This is a genomic window from Oceanobacillus sp. FSL K6-3682 (assembly GCF_037976165.1).
GTDB classification, from domain to species: Bacteria; Bacillota; Bacilli; order Bacillales; family Amphibacillaceae; genus Oceanobacillus; species Oceanobacillus sojae.
On sequence record NZ_CP150263.1, the window covers coordinates 3,296,587 to 3,312,653 of the forward strand.

Annotated in this window: 19 protein-coding genes; 9 read left to right on the top strand and 10 right to left on the bottom strand. The window is 37.1% G+C overall.

All coding sequences use genetic code 11. The annotated features are described in order from the left end of the window. The first annotated feature begins 88 nt into the window (after window positions 1–88). The 5 genes from MHH51_RS16370 (at window position 89) to MHH51_RS16390 (ending at window position 5,510) form a co-directional block, all read left to right on the top strand. A complete protein-coding gene (locus MHH51_RS16370) occupies window positions 89–643 on the top strand; it encodes a thioredoxin family protein (protein ID WP_339282529.1) in 555 nt (184 codons plus the stop codon). A 133-nt stretch (window positions 644–776) separates the two neighbouring features. Continuing rightward, a complete protein-coding gene (locus MHH51_RS16375; protein WP_147211598.1) occupies window positions 777–1,775 on the top strand; it encodes a potassium channel family protein in 999 nt (332 codons plus the stop codon). Between the two features lie 195 nt (window positions 1,776–1,970). Continuing rightward, window positions 1,971–2,339 (top strand): S1 domain-containing post-transcriptional regulator GSP13, encoded by a 369-nt coding sequence (gene yugI, locus MHH51_RS16380; protein WP_147211599.1) that lies wholly within the window; start codon window positions 1,971–1,973, stop codon window positions 2,337–2,339. Window positions 2,340–2,636: 297 nt separating this feature from the next. Continuing rightward, a complete protein-coding gene (locus MHH51_RS16385; protein WP_339282530.1) occupies window positions 2,637–3,983 on the top strand; it encodes a glucose-6-phosphate isomerase in 1,347 nt (448 codons plus the stop codon). Window positions 3,984–4,322: 339 nt separating this feature from the next. After that, the gene (locus tag MHH51_RS16390; protein ID WP_147211601.1) at window positions 4,323–5,510 is read left to right on the top strand and encodes a MalY/PatB family protein; all 1,188 of its coding nucleotides are present in this window, start codon (window positions 4,323–4,325) and stop codon (window positions 5,508–5,510) included. A gap of 102 nt (window positions 5,511–5,612) precedes the next feature. Here the strand turns inward: MHH51_RS16390 and MHH51_RS16395 are convergent, their stop codons facing one another. The 3 genes from MHH51_RS16395 to MHH51_RS16405 form a co-directional block, all read right to left on the bottom strand. Continuing rightward, window positions 5,613–6,221 (bottom strand): superoxide dismutase family protein, encoded by a 609-nt coding sequence (locus MHH51_RS16395; protein WP_246145193.1) that lies wholly within the window; start codon window positions 6,219–6,221, stop codon window positions 5,613–5,615. Between the two features lie 72 nt (window positions 6,222–6,293). After that, window positions 6,294–6,518 (bottom strand): hypothetical protein, encoded by a 225-nt coding sequence (locus tag MHH51_RS16400; RefSeq protein WP_307725852.1) that lies wholly within the window; start codon window positions 6,516–6,518, stop codon window positions 6,294–6,296. Between the two features lie 118 nt (window positions 6,519–6,636). After that, window positions 6,637–6,900, bottom strand: a complete 264-nt coding sequence (locus tag MHH51_RS16405) for a phosphocarrier protein HPr (protein ID WP_147211602.1) — start codon at window positions 6,898–6,900, stop codon at window positions 6,637–6,639. Between the two features lie 206 nt (window positions 6,901–7,106). Between MHH51_RS16405 and deoD the strand changes: the two genes are divergently transcribed. Together deoD and MHH51_RS16415 are read left to right on the top strand one after the other, a co-directional pair. After that, window positions 7,107–7,814: a purine-nucleoside phosphorylase gene (gene deoD, locus MHH51_RS16410; protein ID WP_147211603.1), complete on the top strand. Its 708-nt coding sequence runs from the start codon at window positions 7,107–7,109 to the stop codon at window positions 7,812–7,814. 141 nt (window positions 7,815–7,955) lie between these two features. Further along, window positions 7,956–8,435, top strand: a complete 480-nt coding sequence (locus tag MHH51_RS16415; RefSeq protein WP_147211604.1) for a divergent PAP2 family protein — start codon at window positions 7,956–7,958, stop codon at window positions 8,433–8,435. A 58-nt stretch (window positions 8,436–8,493) separates the two neighbouring features. Here the strand turns inward: MHH51_RS16415 and MHH51_RS16420 are convergent, their stop codons facing one another. Further along, window positions 8,494–8,805, bottom strand: a complete 312-nt coding sequence (locus MHH51_RS16420) for a YuiB family protein (RefSeq protein WP_147211605.1) — start codon at window positions 8,803–8,805, stop codon at window positions 8,494–8,496. Between the two features lie 394 nt (window positions 8,806–9,199). Then, window positions 9,200–10,408 carry an NAD(P)/FAD-dependent oxidoreductase gene (locus tag MHH51_RS16425; RefSeq protein WP_339282531.1) on the bottom strand — a complete coding sequence of 403 codons (1,209 nt, stop codon included), beginning with the start codon at window positions 10,406–10,408 and terminating at the stop codon, window positions 9,200–9,202. Window positions 10,409–10,718: 310 nt separating this feature from the next. Here MHH51_RS16425 and MHH51_RS16430 point away from each other — a divergent pair, with 310 nt between their 5' ends. Further along, window positions 10,719–11,702: an NAD(P)/FAD-dependent oxidoreductase gene (locus tag MHH51_RS16430; RefSeq protein ID WP_147211607.1), complete on the top strand. Its 984-nt coding sequence runs from the start codon at window positions 10,719–10,721 to the stop codon at window positions 11,700–11,702. Between the two features lie 223 nt (window positions 11,703–11,925). On the opposite strand, the gene MHH51_RS16435 is transcribed toward MHH51_RS16430, so the two are convergent. From MHH51_RS16435 to MHH51_RS16445, 3 genes are all read right to left on the bottom strand, one after another. Further along, entirely contained in the window at window positions 11,926–12,282 is a 357-nt protein-coding gene (locus MHH51_RS16435) for an iron-sulfur cluster assembly accessory protein (protein WP_147211608.1), read from the bottom strand. Between the two features lie 77 nt (window positions 12,283–12,359). Next, the gene (dapF, locus tag MHH51_RS16440) at window positions 12,360–13,214 is read right to left on the bottom strand and encodes a diaminopimelate epimerase (RefSeq protein WP_147211609.1); all 855 of its coding nucleotides are present in this window, start codon (window positions 13,212–13,214) and stop codon (window positions 12,360–12,362) included. 20 nt (window positions 13,215–13,234) lie between these two features. Then, window positions 13,235–13,561, bottom strand: a complete 327-nt coding sequence (locus tag MHH51_RS16445; protein ID WP_147211610.1) for a YuzD family protein — start codon at window positions 13,559–13,561, stop codon at window positions 13,235–13,237. A 176-nt stretch (window positions 13,562–13,737) separates the two neighbouring features. On the opposite strand from MHH51_RS16445, the gene MHH51_RS16450 reads away from it, so the two are divergent. Then, window positions 13,738–13,962: a NifU family protein gene (locus tag MHH51_RS16450; RefSeq protein ID WP_040979025.1), complete on the top strand. Its 225-nt coding sequence runs from the start codon at window positions 13,738–13,740 to the stop codon at window positions 13,960–13,962. A gap of 68 nt (window positions 13,963–14,030) precedes the next feature. Here the strand turns inward: MHH51_RS16450 and MHH51_RS16455 are convergent, their stop codons facing one another. Further along, on the bottom strand, window positions 14,031–14,996 hold the full coding sequence (locus tag MHH51_RS16455; protein WP_147211611.1) for a D-glycerate dehydrogenase: 966 nt from the start codon (window positions 14,994–14,996) through the stop codon (window positions 14,031–14,033). Window positions 14,997–15,056: 60 nt separating this feature from the next. Beyond that, window positions 15,057–16,022, bottom strand: a complete 966-nt coding sequence (locus MHH51_RS16460; protein ID WP_339282532.1) for a hypothetical protein — start codon at window positions 16,020–16,022, stop codon at window positions 15,057–15,059. Window positions 16,023–16,067 lie beyond the last annotated feature (45 nt).

A 16,067-nucleotide genomic window follows, 5' to 3' on the forward strand; every position in this document is an offset into this window, starting at 1 on the left:
TATCCTTCTTTACAAGGTAACTTTGGTTTACCAATTCTGCAGAAGAAGGTAAACTAACTATATCAAATAATTGAAATGAGGGATATAGATGTCATTAAATGAATGGTATGAAAAAGGGCTTGATCCAGATGAATACATCGAAGCAATGAATGTAAACAAAGAGGATTTATTGCACATTTATGATAACTTTTCATTACCTGCAGATGAAGCTTTTTTTGAAGAAATCAGAAGCAAGAACTTAAGAGCAATTATTCTTACAGAAGATTGGTGTGGTGACGCGATGTTAAACATGCCGATTCTTCTTAAAATTTCAGAGGCTGTCAATATGCCTGTCAAGGCTTTGCTTCGGGATGATAATCTTGAATTAATGGATCAGTATTTAACAAATGGAACAGCCAGATCTATCCCTATTATCATCTTTATTAATACAGAGGGAAAGGGAGTCGGAAAATGGGGACCAAGAGCTCCAAAAATTCAAGCGTATATAGACGAAGCACGCGCCCAGCTTCCACCAAAGGATGCCAGTGATTTTGAAGAAAAGCAAAAACAAGTGCACCGGTTTATTTCAAAATCCTATCGCGATAATCAGGATAACTGGTCTATCGTTTATGAAAGCATCAAAGAAACTTTAAAAACAATATAATTTTTAAAAACCATCGATTTCAAAGTATAAATCGATGGCTTTTTAAATTATGTATATTTATAGTTTCGGTTTTAATGAATAACATTCCTTTCTATCTGCGTATACTAACGAAAATAGATAGGAGGATTCCTTAATGAATGAGCGTTTTCTAAAACTTCTTTACTATCGCATTCCTAATATACTGAAACTGCTGCTTCTTGTTATAATTTCATTGTCGCTCTTCGGGTATCTTATTTATTTAATCGAACCACAGCGTTTTCCTACATTGTTAGACGGAATATGGTGGGCACTTATTACAGGAGCGACTGTCGGTTATGGAGATTATGTTCCTGTGACCTTGCCAGGCCGGCTGATTGCAGCATGCTTAGTTTTAACCGGCGGCGGATTAATTGCGTTTTATATCGCCTCCATATCCACTACAGCTATAAAGCGTGAAAAAAATTCACAGGAAGGCAAGCTTGCTTTTCATGGTACAAACCATTATATATTTGTCGGTTTTAATGAACAGACCCGGCAGCTTATTGACTTAATCATTCACCATTACTCAGATAAAAAAATTGTTATCATTGATCAGACTTTAACCAATCTTGCTTATACAAAGCTGCCAGTGCATTATATTAAAGGAAATGCAGCAGAGGATACCACTCTCCATATGGCCAACATTAAAGCAGCTTCCTGTATATTTGTTGCTGCCGATAACCAAAAATCCGATTATGAATCAGATACTCATGCTATCCTGACTACCATCGCTATCCGTGGAAATAATCGGGATATACCTGTTATCTTAGAAATTCTAACAAAGAAACAAATTGATAATGCCGCCCGTGCAGGTGCAACAACAATTATTCGATCAAATGATTTTATGAGCAGTCTGTTTTTCCATGAATTAGACCCGGAGATACAGGCAACACCTTTTGAAGATATTTATCATCTTCTTATCCAGCATAAATTTATTCACCAGCCTGTTCCTGATTCACTTATTGGAAAAACTTATTTAGAAGCGGTAACTCCCTTCCTGGAAAAAGGATTCCTTATAATCGGTGTGCTTCGTGAAAAAGAATATATCCTTCATCCAAAAACTACTTTTATCCTTCACGAAAAAGATACACTTATTAATCTTGCCAACCGGTAACGTTAAGTTGGATATTTCCTATACTTTATGATAAAGTAGTATATTGTTGAAAAAAGCACGTGTTCAAAAGATGCAGAAAAAGATTCCCATTTTTATTTACTAGCTTTATAGCTGGTATAAAAAGCTGCCTTTTCTTTTTCCATCCACTTTGGATAACTTAAAACAGAATTGAAAAAGATATAGGAGATGTTCAATATGGCTACAAACGTAGAAGTAGGTCAAGTACTAGAAGGAAAAGTAACAGGCATTCAGCCTTATGGTGCATTCGTTGCAATTGATGGTGACACACAAGGGTTAGTTCATATTTCTGAAATCATGCATGGATATGTAAAGGATATTAACGAGCACTTAAGTGTCGGCGATACTGTTAACGTAAAAGTCATTCAAATCGATGAAGGAAAAGGAAAAATTTCTTTATCTATCCGCGCTACAGAAGAAGCGCCAAAAGAAACTGCTAAACAAGATAATACAGTAAAAAACTACGATTCCAGCAATGAATCAAGCGGTTTTAACATTCTTAAAGATAAACTGCAGGACTGGATTGACCAGACGCAAAATAAATAAGCTGACAATGATCACCAAAAACAGGTGCCTGAATTTTCTTCAGGCACCTGTTTTTTAATGAAGTATACCTCTGTTCAGATTATCTTTTTTCAGATGCACCAAAATGTTTTTATAAAGACTCTCTCAAACTATTTTTTCTCTTTTAATTTAAGGGATTTCTGCTATTATCAACATCATTTTTCAGCACTTTATTTCCGGTTTAAATGAAAGCCTTTCAGGTCGTTACCCTTGATTTCATCACATTAATAGATTAAAGTAGAGTCATATATGGAATCAATTTTAAAGGGGGAACTCTAAATGACACATGTAACTTTTAAATATGATAAAGCACTTTCGTTTTTCGACAAAGAAGAAATTAAAAACCTTTCTCCATTTGTATTACGTGCACACCAAATGATTCATGAAAAAATTGGAGCCGGTAATGACTTCTTAGGCTGGGTTGACCTTCCTAAAAGCTATGATCAGGAAGAATATGCACGTATCAAGAAAAGTGCAGAAAAAATCAAAAATGACTCTGACGTTCTTCTTGTAATTGGTATCGGCGGTTCTTATCTTGGAGCCAAAGCAGCTTTAGAAATGCTGAACCATTCGTTCCAAAACCTTCTTCCTGCTGAAGAAAGAAAAGCACCCCAGGTAATTTTTGTAGGTCATCATTTAAGCTCTACTTATATGAGTGAGCTGACTGACGTACTAAAGGATAAGGATTTCTCTATTAACGTTATTTCTAAAAGTGGTACAACAACAGAACCGGCAATTGCTTTCCGTATCTTTAAAAAGCTTTTGGAAGAAAAATATGGTGAAGAAGAGGCTAAAAAGCGTATCTATGCAACTACTGACCGTCAAAAAGGCGCTCTAAAAACAACAGCTGATGAAAACGGTTATGAAACATTCGTTATTCCAGATGATGTTGGCGGACGTTATTCTGTATTAACAGCAGTAGGCTTATTGCCAATTGCGGCAAGCAATATTGATATCGACGCAATTATGAAAGGCGCCCAAGCCGCAATGGATGACTTATCGGTGCCTGACATAAACAGGAACCCTGCTTATCAATATGCAGCCGTACGTAATATTTTTTATCAAAAAGGAAAAGTAACAGAATTACTCATCAATTATGAACCTGCCCTTCAATACTTCTCTGAATGGTGGAAACAGTTATTTGGCGAAAGTGAAGGAAAAAATGAAAAAGGGATTTATCCATCATCAGCAAACTTCTCAACTGATTTGCACTCTCTTGGTCAATATATCCAAGAAGGAAGAAGGAATATTTTCGAAACAATTCTTCATGTAAATGAATCTAAGAAAAATTTAACTGTTGAAGAAGAAGCAAATGACTTAGACGGATTAAATTACTTAGCTGGTAAAAGTATTCATGAGATTAATGATAAAGCATTCCAGGGAACACTATTAGCTCATACAGATGGAGATGTTCCAAACTTAATCATTGAAGTTCCTAAGTTAGATGCTTATACTTTCGGCTATTTAGTATACTTCTTTGAAAAAGCATGTGCTGTCAGCGGCTATCTGCTTGGTGTTAATCCATTTGACCAGCCTGGTGTGGAAGCATATAAGAAAAATATGTTTGCTTTACTTGGCAAACCAGGATTTGAAAACGAAAAAGAAGAACTTGAGAAAAGATTATAATATGAGTGCGTGTTCAAAACAAAACTTCATTTCACGGGGACAATAATCTCTATGAAATGAAGTTTTTTCTATGGAATCCTGATTGTTTAACACGGTCATGCGTTAATAAAAAATAAATCTAAATTTTTTAAAATTATTTGGTTTATTCTTTTTAACAACGGGTATTACTATTATTGTAAGGCTTTCTCGTATTCCCCCTGTAGGCAGAGCGTATGACGCTTTGCTTTTTTTTGTCTAAAAACGGGAACTCTAAAGAAGTTTTAGACCAGTTTTCTACCTTTCTAAAGTATCTTTGTTATAATAGAAAAATGATAAGAATGCAAGGAGGCAAATAAAATAATGAGTTTTTTTGAAGAAGTACATGATCGCAAGCAAACAAAATCTATGAAATGGGATATGCTGCAGATGAGATTCCAGTCTGACGATGTTCTACCGATGTGGGTAGCTGATATGGACTTTAAAGCCCCAGAAGCTGTCAATCAGGCACTTATCCAACGCGCAGAGCATGGAATTTATGGATATACAGTAATTGATGAGGATGTTACATCTTCAGTGACCGACTGGTTAAAAAACCGTCATGGGTGGGATATCGAGCCTGAATGGCTTAACTACAGTCCTGGAGTAATTAATACACTTCATATGGCTTTACAAGCCTTTACAGAACCAGGTGATAAGATTATGATTCAAACACCTGTTTATACGCCATTTTACAATATTATAAACGTTTTAGATCGTGAAATTGTGAAGAATCCATTGATTCATCAGGATGATTATTACACAATTGATTTTGAAGATATGGAAAATAAATTAGCAAGTGGTGTAAAAGCTTTTATTTTATGCTCTCCGCATAATCCGGTTGGCCGCGTCTGGACTGAAAAAGAGCTGCGTAAAATGGCAGAGCTATGCCTGCAATATGATGCAATGATTTTTTCTGATGAAATTCATGCGGATTTAGTTTTTCAAGGACATAAACATCTGCCAATTGCGAGCCTGTCAACAGAAATTGCCGATAAAACAATTACTTGCATGGCACCATCTAAAACATTTAATTTAGCTGGTCTGCAGGCTTCTTATGCGATTACGCCGAATAAGGAAAACAAGGAAAAATTAACAAATGCCTTTCTTCGTCAGGGATTCAATAACTCCTTAAATGGAATGGCCGTAACAGCAATGGAAGCTGCGTACCGTCATGGACAACCCTGGTTAGAAGAACTGCTGGAAGTTATCCAGAGTCATACTGAATATATCAAGGAAATGTTTGCTGCGGATGCTCCTGAATTAAAAGTGACAAAATCAGAAGGAACATATCTTGTCTGGGTGGATTGCTCCGAATTAAATATGGACAAAAAAGAATTAAACCGATTCATGATTGATAAAGGACGTGTAGGCTTAAATCCTGGTCAGGACTATGGCGTAGAAGGGGACGCATTTATGCGTATCAATGTCGCATGTCCACGGGCAACTATCGAAGAAGGCGTTAAGCGGATTATCCATGCTGTAGAAGTTTGGAGAGAATCTAATAATTAAACCTATAAATAGAAAGAAGCTGCATTTCGAATGCAGCTTCTTTCTATTTATTCCATTATAATTGCCTCAAATTTTCGTTAGCACATGAAGTAGCCGGAGGAATTACCCATTTTCTTCATTTTCCTGTTTATCATTACTCTCTGTCGGGTCTGTAGGTGCTTCTTCTCTATCTCCGCTTTGAGAATCATTTTTAATAGCCCCGCAAATAATACGGTCACCTGAATCCCCAGCCGGCTGACTCATTCCATCATCCACTCCATCATGAATAATTAAAGAAGTACCATCATTAGTAATCAAGCTATTTTTACCTTTTTTCAACGTTGCTTCAGCAATTACCAATTCTTCTTTAACGTTCCCGTCTTCATCCGCTTCAATGTTGGGAAGGTCTCCGAGATGAGGCCCATCCGTCCGTAAAAGACCATGTTCTTTACCGTCAGGATTAAAATGGTTACCGCTTGAAGAAAAATCGGGACCCTCACATTTTCCATACTCGTGAACATGGATAGCGTGGAACCCTGGATTTAATCCTTCAACTTCAACTGTTACAGCTACTCCTCCATCCGTTTCATTTAACCTGGCTGTTCCTACTCGGTCTCCATCTGCATTATACATTTCTACCATTTCTGAGTTTGCGTGCGGCAGCAAACACCCTGATAAAAGAAACAGCATTGCGAAAGCCATCAACATAATCCATTTATTCCGTATGCTCATTGATAAACTCCTTTGCTTTTTCCATAGTTTGAGCAAAGAAGCGATTTTTTAGTCAAAAAAACTCCTCAAATCCTATTGATTAGAGGAGGAATTTGTTACATTATTATTTTCGTTGTTCTGTGCCTGATTTAAAGCATCCTGGTATTCCTGCTCAAAATTTTCCTGATCTCTCTTCGATTTTTTCATCATCCAACGCATAAAAAATACTGCTAAGATCAAAAAAAGAATCAGTGTTATTACAGCAGGAATATACTCCGTTTTATCTTCCGGAAAATAAAGAAATGGCATCATAATCATAAAGAATTCACAACCTTCCTGAAACAATTATAACAAATGCTTAAGGCATGAAAATCGTTCGATGTATAACGTATAAAAGCGCCCTGATGCCAGAGCGCTTTTATACGTTTGTTAAAAATTATTCGCCTAAATGTTCTTTGATAACGTCAGCGATACCTTTTAAAGCATCAGCTTCATCTTTTCCGTCTGCGCTTACTTCAATTTCAGCACCTTTAGGAATTCCTAAAGACATAACGCCCATAATTGATTTCAGGTTAACGTTTTTGCCTTTGTAGCTAACTTCAATTTCAGAATCAAATTGACCAGCTTTGTTTACCAGCAAAGTAGCCGGGCGTGCGTGTACTCCGGTTTCCGCAGTAATTTTAAACGTTTGTGACTTCATTATATACAACATCCTTTCAATTTGAAAATCTCTGTCGTTTATGTACCTGTTATTCACCTCACATAAACCTATGTTATATTATATACAAAAATCACGAAATATGAAATACATATCTACTTTTTTTATGAAAATGTATTCATTTGTTTTTCAAAAACCTTTATGATACCTTTATCATAAGGACAAAATGAATAATGGAGGTTTACAAAATGAGTGTACATATTGGAGCAAAGCAGGGAGAAATTGCAGATAAAATATTATTGCCGGGAGATCCGTTACGTGCTAAATATATCGCTGAAAATTATTTAGAGGATGCAAAGCTTTACAATGAAGTCAGAGGTATGTACGGTTATACCGGGACCTACAAAGGAGAACGTGTTTCTGTACAGGGAACCGGCATGGGAGTGCCTTCTATCTCCATCTATGTGAATGAGCTTATTCAAAGCTATGATGTCAAAAAACTCATCCGCGTAGGTACATGCGGAGCAATCCAAAAAGATGTTAAGGTTCGCGATGTTATCTTAGCTCAGGCTGCTACTACAGATTCACAAATGAATCAGCTTATCTTTAACGGAATTGATTATGCTCCTATTTCTGATTTTAAATTATTAAAAAATGCTTATGAAGCCGGTACAGAAAAAGGATTGCAGCTACGCGTCGGAAATGTATTTACAAGCGATACCTTCTATCGTGATAATGCCAAAGAAGTTAATGAATTGCTTGCCAAATACCAAGTACTTGCTATTGAAATGGAATCTACTGCATTATATACTCTGGCAGCTAAATATGGTCGTCAGGCACTATCAATTCTTACAGTTTCTGATCATATCATTACCGGTGAAGAAACAACCGCTGAAGAACGTCAGACAACTTTCCATGAAATGATGGAGATTGCTTTAGATACGGTTATTAAATAAATATTTTACGGGAATATGTATTTTTTAACCTGCAATACCGCATATTCCTGTTGGTTCCTGATCCTTTCTTTTATTATGATACAGACTATGGTAAAATAACAGAAAATTGATGCGTTAGTCAGGAAGGAAGTACCCTCATTCATGACATTATTGACGAATTTCCCATTATGGGCTGCACTGATTGCTATTGTATTTGCGCAAGTTATAAAGATACCTATTAAGCTGATTTTCACAAAGGAATTTCAACCTGGACTTGCTTTCAGTACAGGAGGAATGCCCAGCAGCCACTCTGCAGCAGTTACTTCTTTAGCAACTGCCATCGGTATTGTAGAGGGTGTATCATCAAGTGTATTTGCGCTGGCTTGTATATTTAGTGTGATTACAATGTTTGATGCTTCCGGAGTCCGCAGACAGGCGGGTGAACAGGCCATTGTTATTAATCAGCTGGTTCGCGATTTTCAACTAATAACCTCCAGTGCCAAAGGCTGGAGTAAAAAGAAAGAAAACGAAAAAATACAAGAACTAAAGGAATTACTTGGACACCAGCCAATAGAAGTATTTTTTGGTGCAATTACAGGGATTATTATTGCTTTTTCCCTTGCTCCGCTCTTTTCTTATTAAATAAAGAAAGCCAATACCTAGCGGCACTGGCTTTCTTTATTTTTATGTAATTTATTTTTTAAAACATTTGGTAGCCGCTTTTCCTTAAAAAGCGAATAACAAAGCCCGATACAATTGTACCAATAAAACCAGATAATAAAATCACAATATCAGCAATAGTTAAGCCGACAATTCGATCTCCAAGTGCTGAAAAGGATTCCCCGGTACTTGTAAAATAGCTAATAAAAGAAACATTATCTATAATAAAAATCATTACTATAGGAAATAAACATGCCATCAGCCATGTTTTTCTTAATAACATATTTAAAATAAATGCAATGCCAAAAAATATAACAAAATACAATACAACAGAAACAACAAGTTGAACCATTCTCTTCCCTCCGTCCTTTCTTAGGATGCATACAAGGGACATTTTATCTTAAAACTGCAAAAAAGCAAAGCAGCATCTGCCAAGCTTCGCTTTTTTGTCAATATATTTCTATAAGTGCGTGTTCAAAAAGTCCGATAATTAGGACCAGTCGGCTAAGGTCGCAACGTCCTGGGGTTGCGATTACTCACCCCACCGAGGACATTTGTTGCAAGGCCGACACTAGCACGTCCTATGCGTCGAAAGTTCAAGGCGACGAAGATTTTTCAAACGGATCGTATGCTTTATAATACGTGAGTAACGCTTTTGGTGGGGCGAGTAATCGCAGCCCCATTGAAAAATCTTCGTCAACGCAGAAATTCGCCGTGTCATCTTTTTTGGACTTTTTGAACATCCTCTATAATAAATGAAAATTCCCCTTCTTCAACAGCAAATTCCAACCGCCTAATTTATATAAATAATGATTGTCAGAAATTCGTTTTATTAATACTGCTTTCCAGCCGAATACCTTATGATTCTGTATCGTCGCTACCCCGTCATCCCTTCCTAAGGTTGCAAGCATACCTTGCTTAACCGGCTGACAGGAAGTAAGTTCTTTATTCTTTAGCCTCAAAGAGATATTTCTTGCAACAACAGCTGCCTCCCCTATGGCTTTTTTTGCAGTAGGAAGGATTTCTTCTCCATTTTCATTCGCAGTATATGCACAATCTCCAACAACGAATATCGAATCATCTTTGGTAGACAGCATATTTGAATATACTTCTATTCTTTTATTTTTTAAGTTTAGTCCAGATTTTTCAAATACTGGATTAGCTTGTACTCCGCCGGTCCAAATAAAAGTGTGAGAAGCAATAACATGTTCTTCCCCTTCCACTTCATATATCACCTTGTTATCCTGGCACTCTTTCAGTTTAGCCTGATGGATAATTTCTACTCCTCTGGATTGTAAAGAAGTGATTGCATAATGTGCCAAATCCTCATCAAACTTCTGCAGCAAAGAAGTATTTTCTTCAAGCATATATAGATGCACCAGTGTTTTCTCAACATCATATTCTCTACACATAACCGGGATCTGATTGATAAGCTCCCCGGCAAATTCAACACCAAGAATCCCTCCGCCACCAATCACAATATTTAATTTGCTCTCATCCTTTTTAATATCATTGGCATAGCTGGCAAAATTGTATTCTATATGTTCACGAATAAAACGGGCACTGTTAATATCTGTGATAGAATAAGTATACTCATTCAGTCCTGGAATCCCCTCCGTATTTGGCTCAGGCCCCATTCCAATTACGAGTAAATCATAATGAAGCTTTCTATTTTTAAGCTTAATCTTTTTGGCTTCCCGTTTGATTGAAACAACTTCATCTATTATAAAATTTATTTTTGAACGATTGATGATATCTTTTATTTTTATTTTAGAGCTATCTTGATGCAGAGTACCAGCAGCATTCTCATGTAAACAGCTTGTTTGGAAATGATAGTCATATTTATGCACTAACGTGATTTCGGCTTCATTCTGTCCAAGCTGCTTCTGAAGCTTTACTGCTGTCATTATACCTCCATAACCCGCTCCTAATATTACAATATGCGGTTTATTCATGGTTTTTCACTACTCCTATTAATTAATATAATTCTTACCAAAATATTTTTGTCATATAAATAACTTCATTTTGTAATCAAACTGTAATAATCACTAACTTATCTTAAATGCTCTGATAAAAAATAGCAAGCTTTAAAATCTCTTTTTTATCTATACTTATGAAGAAAAAGTGAAGACATGCAAAGAGTATTAAATTGTCAAAATAAGATATCTTTGAATTATCCTTCCTTTTGAAGCGATTTAATACAAACAAAAACGAGTTTATGATACCATAGGATTGGTAAACGTCTAGAAAGAAAAGAGGTATTTTATGGAGAAAGTTTTTGATGTAACAATCATTGGAGCTGGACCCACTGGCTTATTCACAGCCTTTTACGGCGGCATGCGTCAAGCTAGTGTTAAAATAATTGAAAGCCTGCCTCATATCGGAGGTCAATTGACAGCACTATATCCGGAGAAATATATATATGATGTTGCAGGGTTTCCAAAAGTTCGTGCACAGGAGCTTGTTGACCAATTGGAAGAACAGGCAAAATTATTTGACCCTGAGATTGTACTTGGACAGGCTATTGAGAGTGTTGAACGGTTGGAAGACGACAGCTTTCGTCTCATTTCAAACACTGGAGAAGTTCACCTGACAAAAACAATCATTATTACTGCCGGCAATGGTGCATTTCAGCCTAGAAGATTGAATGTAGGTGATAGTGAAGCGTACGAAGGTAGAAATTTACACTATTATGTGAAGGATATGAATAAATATAAGGATAAGCATGTTGCTATTTTAGGCGGAGGAGATTCAGCAGTAGATTGGGCATTGATGCTGGAAAAAACTGCTGCTAAAGTAACATTAATTCACCGGCGCGATCAATTTCGTGCACATGAACATAGTGTAGAGCAACTAGAGGCATCCACTGTTGAAAAACTCACACCATTTGCACCAGCAGCAATTGTTGCAAATGAAAAGATTGAAAAGCTTATCTTACAGGAGATAAAAGGAGAAGAATTAGTCGAATTAGAAGTAGATGATGTCATCTGTAACTACGGCTTTATTTCCAGCCTTGGACCAATCAAAGACTGGGGTCTGGAAATTGAAAAAAACAGTATTGTCGTCAATTCCAAAATGGAGACTAATATCCCAGGAATATATGCTGCAGGAGATATTTGTACGTATGATGGTAAAGTCAAGCTGATTGCAACTGGATTTGGTGAAGGGCCAACAGCTATTAATAATGCCAAAAATTACATCGATCCAAAAGCTAGGATTCAGCCAAAGCACTCAACAGCAATGTTTTAATAAATATACCGAAGCTATATAATGTTTTGATTAAGAACGTTTGAATGAAGAAGCCTTTTCATTCAAACGTTTTTCTTTTACGGATTGCTGAAAAGGAAGGAAATTGCAGGCAGCTGTCTGCCTTTACCGAGGTGATATGCTGCAGCAAATATAGGGAAAATCTATCTTTTATTGAGGGATTAAAAGAAAGATTGGCAGAATAATTCTGCCAACCTTTTCTCCTTTAACAATCACCGGGCGCTCCGGCATGCTCTGCAGTACGGAAGGAAGAACCGCACCCACAGGATATAATGGCATTCGGATTATCAATACTGAATCCTCCGCCCATCATATTCTCTTTATAATCAATCTTTGTGCCCTTAATAATAGGTATATCCTGATTGAAAAAAACAATTGGAATATCATTAATGGTTTCAACAATATCCAATTCTTCATTAACCTCATCTTCAAAGCCCAATGAATAGGATAGACCGCTGCACCCGCCACCTTTTACGCCAAAGCGTAGAAGTGATTGATCTGGTTCTTCTTTCATCATTTCTTTAATCTGTGCACTTGCACGATCAGTCAGTTCAATGATCATCTTCTGAACCTCCTTTATCCTTGTATATCCTATAAGCTTAGTATACACCTGCACTTGTCAGAATCAAGTAATTCATTCTACGCGTAGAAAATTCCTGATGCAATTGTTTCTGCTCCGCCAGTCATCCAGATATGATCATCTTCTTTCCATTCAATGACCAAATCTCCGCCAGCTAAATGCACAATTACTTTTTTTCCTTTCGTGACTTTATTATTTAATGTCGCAGCCACAACAGCTGCACATGCTCCTGTTCCACACGCTTCCGTAATCCCTGAGCCGCGTTCCCACACACGGAAATGTAATTCCTCGTCAGACACAACTTCAATAAACTCTGCATTGACACCTTCAGGGAACCGTTCATCTTTTTCCATAATTGGGCCAAGCGTTGTCAGCGGCGCTTCATCAATAGCATCAACCATCGTTACAACATGCGGATTTCCCATTGAAACAGCAGTGACATGTAATATTTCATCAGCAATCTGAAACGGCTCATTAATAACTTTTGTCCCTGCTTCTCCAAGCATTGGAATCTGCTCTCTTTGTAAAATAGGCTCCCCCATATCAATAGTAACCTCTTCTACTTCCTTATCTCTATTCACTTTAACAATAGCATGGACAACATTTGCTTTTGTCTGTATGGAAAATTCTTTTGTATTTACAATTCCTGTCTCATAAACATATTTTGCAGTACAGCGCAGCCCATTACCGCAATTCATTCCTTCCGAACCATCCTTATTAAAAATTCGCATTCCTACTTCTGCTTTTTCTGCTGGATGAATCAGGATCATCCCGTCTGAACCAATCCCTGTATTTGGATTTGACATTTTAACAGCTAATTCAGACAGTCGTTCTTCTGGTAAATCTGTATGAAATAGATCAATATAGATATAATTGTTTCCTAATCCATGCATTTTTGTAAAGGGTATTTTCATCCGTTACTCTCCTCTTCTGCTTATCCTTCTTTGATCTCTAACCCAAGCTGATCTAATACTTGATAGATCGGCTTTAAAGTTGGAATACCTTCAGCTACCATTTTATCATTTACCCATATGATAGGATAAAAAAGATCCTCTTCGATTATTTTTTCGACATACGCCTGATGAATAGAATCCGATTGCGGTTGATTTATATCAATATAATTATATTGAACACCGTCAGAAGCATACTTTCTTCCAATGGCGGCCTGGAGCCATTCGTACGTATCTTTGGAGCCCGGCGCGCCAACACAGCTGGCACAGATTTGTTCGCTTCCATAGACTGTTATCGTTATTTCCGGCATCTTTTACACTTCCCTTCAGAGTCATGCTATCTCTTAACATATACCTATATTAATTATTTTACAAAATAAGAGGAAAAAGATAAAATATAATTAACCAGCTAATTGAAAATCATTTTCAAATAGATTTTTTTGTTTAATCGCGTTATAATAGATTTGTAGGAAAGGAGTAGGTTATTGTGGAAGAACAAGTACAAGAAGTATTAAGCAAGCTTCGTCCATTCTTATTACGTGATGGCGGGGATGTAGAATTAGTTGACGTTGATGATGATGGCGTCGTTTTATTACGTCTCATGGGAGCATGCGGCAATTGCCCAAGTTCAACCATTACATTAAAAGCCGGAATTGAACGCGCACTTATGGCAGAGGTTCCTGGTGTAACAGAAATCGAACAGGTTTTTTAATGAATTTAATATAGAACGGAGCGCTCTTTTGCCTTGATAGAGACACTCCGTTTTTTTATTACCTTTATTTACGATACTGGTGTAACAGCAGGCTCCCCTTTGACAACTGCCTGAATATTATCCAGACAGAGCCGAACCATTTTTGTTCTTGTTTCTACACTGGCAGAGCCGATATGCGGGATGCATACTGTATTCTTCAAGCCAACAAGCGGATGATTTGCTCTAATTGGCTCTTCATCAAAAACATCCAGACCCGCTGCCTGAATTTCCCCAGTTTTAAGCGCCTCTGCTAACGCTTCTTCGTCCACTACTTTTCCGCGCGAAATATTTATAAAAATAGCACTGGATTTCATTTTTTTAAAAACAGCCTGATTAAATAATTTATCGGTTTCTTTAGTGTGTGGCACAACTGTCACAATAAAATCAGAAGTCTCTAAAAGTTCATCGAAGCTGACATACTTTGCATTTAATCGTTCTTCTGCATCTTTTTTCCGGGAACGATTATGGTACTGTATATTCATGTCAAAACCAGTTGCCCGTTTAGCAATAGCTTCTCCAATTCTCCCCATTCCAACAATTCCAAGTGTTTTCCCGTAAATATCGGTGCCTGCAAAGAAAAATGGGGCCCATGACTGCCACTTATCCTGCTTCACCCATTCATCCGCCTCCACGATACGTCTGGCAGTAGCCATAATTAGTGAAAAACCTAAATCTGCAGTTGTTTCCGATAAAACATCAGGAGTGTTCGCAACAACAACTTGATGCTTTTTACATGCTTCCACATCAATATTATCGTAGCCTACAGCCATATTAGCAACTATCTTTAAATGAGGAGCTTTTGATAACAGCTCTTCATCAATAGAATCACTTAACACCGCGAATAAAGCATCTGCATTTGCTATCTCTCTAAAAAGCGTCTCTCTCGGTACAGGCTCCTCTTCTTTTTCCCACATGCAAATCTCTAATTCGTCCTGATAAGCTTGTAAGTATTTTTCATCAATTTTACGGGTAATGTAGACCTTTGGTTTAGACATACTGGTATTCTCCCTCCTGCGAATAAATGATAATTCCTGTTCTAGTTATGATGATACTGCTTACAACCAGCTTATCATAGGAATCCGCCAATCGGAAACATCTACACCCGTCATTTCATAAAATTTTGCCAATCTCCTCTCGTACACTTCCTGATGCTTTATCAATTGCTCTAATCTTTGAAAATCCTGATACTGAAATCCTTCTTCTAAAAAATCATAAAGATGTATCGGAAAGAATAACCTCGCAAATATAAGTCTCCATGCAAACACTGATAATGGCTGATAATTTTGATAATCATTTAAGAATTGATTAATTTCTGTGTCCGGTCGATTATGCAAAAAAGAAAAACGAATATATTCAGCAATGTCCCGAGTTGGATGATCATACACGAGTTCATCTGTCCAGATAATTGATTTCCCGAAAGTACTCCATCTGGAGAAAGCCACTGTTCCCTGATCCGTTTGTAAGATTCGCTGTTCTTTCTCACTTTCCCGTAAATATTGAATAGCATTTTCGCTAATTCCAACAATATATGGTAAAACATCCATTACTTCCGATAAATAGCTGCTTGCTGCCTCTTCCTTTGCCTGCCTGGTCAATTCTTCTTCAAAAAAAGTAAGCTTTTCTTCCCAAAGCTTTCTCCATGTACCATAGCTGGATATAGCTTTAGGCTCATACTGAAAACTGCTGCCAATGCGATGAATATCTCCAAGTTTTTTCCCTGTACTCTCACTTACTGAAGCCTGTGAATAATCTTCTAATACGAGAACCATCCAAAGCCCATTTCCATGATTGGTAAACCATTCCCCGTTGATATTACGAATTGGGTAAGCTACAGAGGACATTCCATTTTCTCTTAAGAAATATGCTAAAGTTGCCTGCTCCATTAATATCATTTCCTTGTTTCCAGCAGGAATGGTAAAATAAATATAATGCTCTTTTTGATATCCTTCACGCTCTTCAATGAACTGCTTTCCTTCAACCTGGATTGCATATTGACTTCGGAGCATTTCTGACATAGGCATCAACAAACTCCTCCTTATCGTATATATTAAATATATGAAGGAAAT

Coding starts and splice junctions, on each gene's coding strand:
- MHH51_RS16375 (WP_147211598.1), top strand. CDS start 777: ATGAATGAGCGTTTTCTAAAACTTCTTTACTATCGCATTCCTAATATA.
- MHH51_RS16370 (WP_339282529.1), top strand. CDS start 89: ATGTCATTAAATGAATGGTATGAAAAAGGGCTTGATCCAGATGAATAC.
- MHH51_RS16430 (WP_147211607.1), top strand. CDS start 10,719: ATGGAGAAAGTTTTTGATGTAACAATCATTGGAGCTGGACCCACTGGC.
- MHH51_RS16460 (WP_339282532.1), bottom strand. CDS start 16,022: ATGCCTATGTCAGAAATGCTCCGAAGTCAATATGCAATCCAGGTTGAA.
- MHH51_RS16390 (WP_147211601.1), top strand. CDS start 4,323: ATGAGTTTTTTTGAAGAAGTACATGATCGCAAGCAAACAAAATCTATG.
- MHH51_RS16395 (WP_246145193.1), bottom strand. CDS start 6,221: ATGAGCATACGGAATAAATGGATTATGTTGATGGCTTTCGCAATGCTG.
- MHH51_RS16455 (WP_147211611.1), bottom strand. CDS start 14,996: ATGTCTAAACCAAAGGTCTACATTACCCGTAAAATTGATGAAAAATAC.
- MHH51_RS16400 (WP_307725852.1), bottom strand. CDS start 6,518: ATGATTATGATGCCATTTCTTTATTTTCCGGAAGATAAAACGGAGTAT.
- MHH51_RS16435 (WP_147211608.1), bottom strand. CDS start 12,282: ATGATCATTGAACTGACTGATCGTGCAAGTGCACAGATTAAAGAAATG.
- MHH51_RS16445 (WP_147211610.1), bottom strand. CDS start 13,561: ATGCCGGAAATAACGATAACAGTCTATGGAAGCGAACAAATCTGTGCC.
- deoD (WP_147211603.1), top strand. CDS start 7,107: ATGAGTGTACATATTGGAGCAAAGCAGGGAGAAATTGCAGATAAAATA.
- MHH51_RS16425 (WP_339282531.1), bottom strand. CDS start 10,408: ATGAATAAACCGCATATTGTAATATTAGGAGCGGGTTATGGAGGTATA.
- yugI (WP_147211599.1), top strand. CDS start 1,971: ATGGCTACAAACGTAGAAGTAGGTCAAGTACTAGAAGGAAAAGTAACA.
- MHH51_RS16385 (WP_339282530.1), top strand. CDS start 2,637: ATGACACATGTAACTTTTAAATATGATAAAGCACTTTCGTTTTTCGAC.
- MHH51_RS16405 (WP_147211602.1), bottom strand. CDS start 6,900: ATGAAGTCACAAACGTTTAAAATTACTGCGGAAACCGGAGTACACGCA.
- MHH51_RS16415 (WP_147211604.1), top strand. CDS start 7,956: ATGACATTATTGACGAATTTCCCATTATGGGCTGCACTGATTGCTATT.
- dapF (WP_147211609.1), bottom strand. CDS start 13,214: ATGAAAATACCCTTTACAAAAATGCATGGATTAGGAAACAATTATATC.
- MHH51_RS16420 (WP_147211605.1), bottom strand. CDS start 8,805: ATGGTTCAACTTGTTGTTTCTGTTGTATTGTATTTTGTTATATTTTTT.